Here is a 3,243-nt window from a genome sequence, read left to right as displayed (position 1 = left end):
GGGCTTGTCAAAGACAGCATCGACAATGACAGATCCTCGGCAAGTCAGTGCGGCTCCTGCCTTTTCGCACAGAGTTTTGTAAACGACGTCAGAAATTTCCGGTCGGTAAGCCGCATTTGGAAGTTTCTCAGTTGCTGTAACACCGAACATAGCCTTGCGGATGCGGTCGCTTTCAAAAATTCGCGCGCCCGGAGCGCATCCGACATGTGCGGCCAGTGCCTCCGCGATGGTTGACTTTCCGGATCCGCTCAACCCGCCGATCGCGATCAGAAGCGGTGGGGGCGGCCCGAGCAGAGCAATCGCAAGATTGAAGTACGATCGGGCCTCTTGTCGGAGGCTGGTGGACTTGTGCGCGCCCAGTTCGACCTGACTCGCTGTGACGTGGGCGCGAACAGCAGCACGCAACGCCATGAAGAAAGGAAGGACTGCAATGCCCTCATCGTCACCCGCAATGTCGAGATATCGGTTCATGACCAGATTCGCGTTGTCGCGCAGGTCGCGATGCCAAAGGTCCATCAAGAGGAATGCCAGATCATAGAGCACATCGACAGTTGCAATCTGGTCGTTGAATTCGATGCAATCGAAAAGCCTGGGTCCATCCTCGGTAAGATAGATATTTCGCAGATGAAGATCTCCGTGGCAGCGCCTGATCATCCCTGCAGTCTCTCGGCAGTCCAGCTGTTTGCGATACGCTTCCAGTACCGTCCGGAACGCATCGCAAAGTGCCTGGACTTCGGGCCCGGAAAACACGTGACTGGTTGCAAAACCACGCTCGTTGATGTCGAGCACGGCTTCAATATTGGACGAACCACTGTTGGCGTGGACAGGAGCAATCGTTTGATGGAATTTCGCGATCTGTCGAGCGGTCGTGTCCATCAGCGTCGGCGTAAGTTGGCCCGCTCCAGCCATTTTGTCGAACAGGTGTTCCTGAGAGAACCGCTGCATTTCAACGACAGCATCGATCGTTTCATTCGTGGCATCAAAACACAGCTTTCCATTAGCACCACGGGTAATTCGACGAACGCCGAGATAGAGTTCGGGTGCTGTCTTGCTGTTAAGCTCGACCTCTTTCAGACAACAGGCAAGACGCAATGCCGGCGTGGAGAAATCGGCGTAGGGAAATTTGACGGCACGCTTAAGTTTGAATGCTCTGTCCGCGATGAGGAAGACAAGCGATATGTGCGTTTCCATCACCTCGACCGTACCGTCCAGGCCGTAACTTTCGGCATGCCTCAAGAACGCAATTGTTTCGCTTTGATCATGGCACATTTTGTCGGCTTTCCAGCGATTCGCACTTGTGCACTCGCGCATCAAGCTAATGCATTCAATGCCCGAAATTGTGCGCAATCCTATCATGCCGACACTTGTGTGAGTTGATCTGGATCAAGGCATTTGTATGTGGGATTGCATATTCTGAGCCTTCAAATGTTCCGAAACTTCGCTCTCGCGCGGAGCAGCATTCAGGAGAAAGCTGATGTCCTTCAAAACGATCATGTGCGTTGTCGGAATGAAGGTGGGTGACAACGATCTCAAATCAGCCATTGATCTGTGTGCGGAAAACAATGCGCACCTTTCTGTCCTTGTCATCTCATTCGCTTCGCCGCCTCCCATCGGTGACTACGCATCCACAATCTCGGATGCTTGGCTCGAGGAGCGACAACAAGACGTTCAGCAGCTGGAAAAAAGAACGGCCAAGATTAACATGCTCTTGAATGAAGCCGGAATTTCCGCGTCGATCAGCAGTGAATATGCCGAGTTTGTCTGGGCAGCCGGTGAGATCGGTCGCCACGCCCGTTATACTGATCTGATTTTTATCGGCCCCGAGGTCCTGAAGTCCGAAGAGCTGAAATCCAAGGTTTTGGAGGGCGCTTTGTTCGAGTCCGGAAGGCCCATTCTGATTGCGCCTTCCGGAACGACACTGACGCTAACACCGAAGCACGTGCTCCTGGCGTGGGATTCGCGGGTGGAATCGGCCCGCGCGGCCCGGGAGGCGCTGGATATGCTTATCAAGGCTGAGGACGTTCACGTGACGCTCGTCGATCCGGACACCAGCACAACCATGAATGGACCGGAACCTGGAGCCGACGTTGGCGCTTACCTGGCTCACCATGGGGTCAAGATAATTGTGGACCGGCTGCCGAGCGGCGGCAATCCGGTCGCGGATGTTCTCAATCAGCACGCCGTCGACATCGCCGCTGACCTGATCGTTATGGGCGGTTATGGCCACTCCCGTCTGCGTGAACGCGTGTTCGGCGGCGTGACAAAATCCATGATCGATGCTCCGAAATTTCCCATTCTCATGGCGCGTTGAGTTGATCCGCATCAATGCAGAAACGCCGCCATAGGACCATACTTGATCGTTGGAAGGAGCGGCGATCCCGCTTGCTTCGAAAACAAGGGATCACAATCATGGACGATACTATCCTAAGGCAAAGCATCATTGACGAGCTTGAGTTCGAACCGAGCATCGATGCCGCTCATATCGGCGTCGCCGCCGAAAGCGGGGTCGTTACATTGACGGGCCACGTTCCGACCTTCGCAGAAAAGAACAAGATAGCCGATGTGGTCTGCCGGGTAAAAGGCGTGCGCGGGCTCGCGCAGGAAATCGAGGTGCGCCCGCGCGGTGAACATCGCGCCGCCGACGACGAGATTGCGAAGCGGGCACTGAGCGTGATCAGATGGAACACGGTCATTCCTGACGGGACTGTGTTGGTCAAAGTGCAAGACGCGGTGGTTACGCTCACCGGCACGGTCGAGTGGAACTATCAAAGGAACGCTGCGGCCGAGGCCGTGCGCGGCCTAAGCGGTGTGATTGACGTTAACAACAACATAGAGGTCATACCGGTACCGACTGCATTCGACGTCAAGAAGCGCATCGAGGATGCGTTGAAACGAGCAGCCGAGGTTGAAGCCAAGAGCATCACGGTGGACGTTGATGGTTTCGGTCGAGTCAAACTCGAAGGGCGTGTCAACGCCTGGTCTGAACGCAACGCTGTCGAGCGGGCCGCGTGGTCCGCGCCCGGAGTGAAAATTGTGGACGACCGCATCATCGTTGTATGATGGTTCGTGGGAACGCGGAATTTGAAGACGCGTTGCACTCATGATGGAAACCGCCATGAGAATGGAAATGCAAGCAATGGTTCTCCATAAAATCGGAGAACCATTGCCGCCGGTGGCCGCGTTGTTTTGTGGCGGTATTCATATGAGTGAAATTCCGAGCATGCCATATGCGACAATCTGGGG

3 protein-coding genes are annotated in these 3,243 nt (G+C 55.0%); 2 read left to right on the top strand and 1 reads right to left on the bottom strand.

Going from position 1 to position 3,243, the window contains the following annotated elements:
• A partial coding sequence (locus tag AAAC48_RS26795; protein WP_340657113.1) for an AAA family ATPase occupies positions 1–1,269 on the bottom strand: 1,269 nt, incomplete at its 3' end.
• Between the two features lie 205 nt (positions 1,270–1,474).
• Between AAAC48_RS26795 and AAAC48_RS26790 the strand changes: the two genes are divergently transcribed.
• Positions 1,475–2,311: a universal stress protein gene (locus AAAC48_RS26790; RefSeq protein ID WP_340657112.1), complete on the top strand. Its 837-nt coding sequence runs from the start codon at positions 1,475–1,477 to the stop codon at positions 2,309–2,311.
• Between the two features lie 98 nt (positions 2,312–2,409).
• Positions 2,410–3,060, top strand: a complete 651-nt coding sequence (locus tag AAAC48_RS26785) for a BON domain-containing protein (protein ID WP_340657111.1) — start codon at positions 2,410–2,412, stop codon at positions 3,058–3,060.
• Positions 3,061–3,243 lie beyond the last annotated feature (183 nt).

This window comes from Phyllobacterium sp., from assembly GCF_037994405.1.
In the GTDB taxonomy this organism is placed as follows: Bacteria; Pseudomonadota; Alphaproteobacteria; order Rhizobiales; family Rhizobiaceae; genus Phyllobacterium.
Note: the sequence above shows the minus strand (reverse complement) of the source record. Positions and strands in the feature narration are given on the sequence as shown.

Bases quoted from the DNA above. Each gene is read 5' to 3' on its own strand.
- AAAC48_RS26790 (WP_340657112.1), top strand. From the start codon at position 1,475: ATGTCCTTCAAAACGATCATGTGCGTTGTCGGAATGAAGGTGGGTGAC.
- AAAC48_RS26785 (WP_340657111.1), top strand. From the start codon at position 2,410: ATGGACGATACTATCCTAAGGCAAAGCATCATTGACGAGCTTGAGTTC.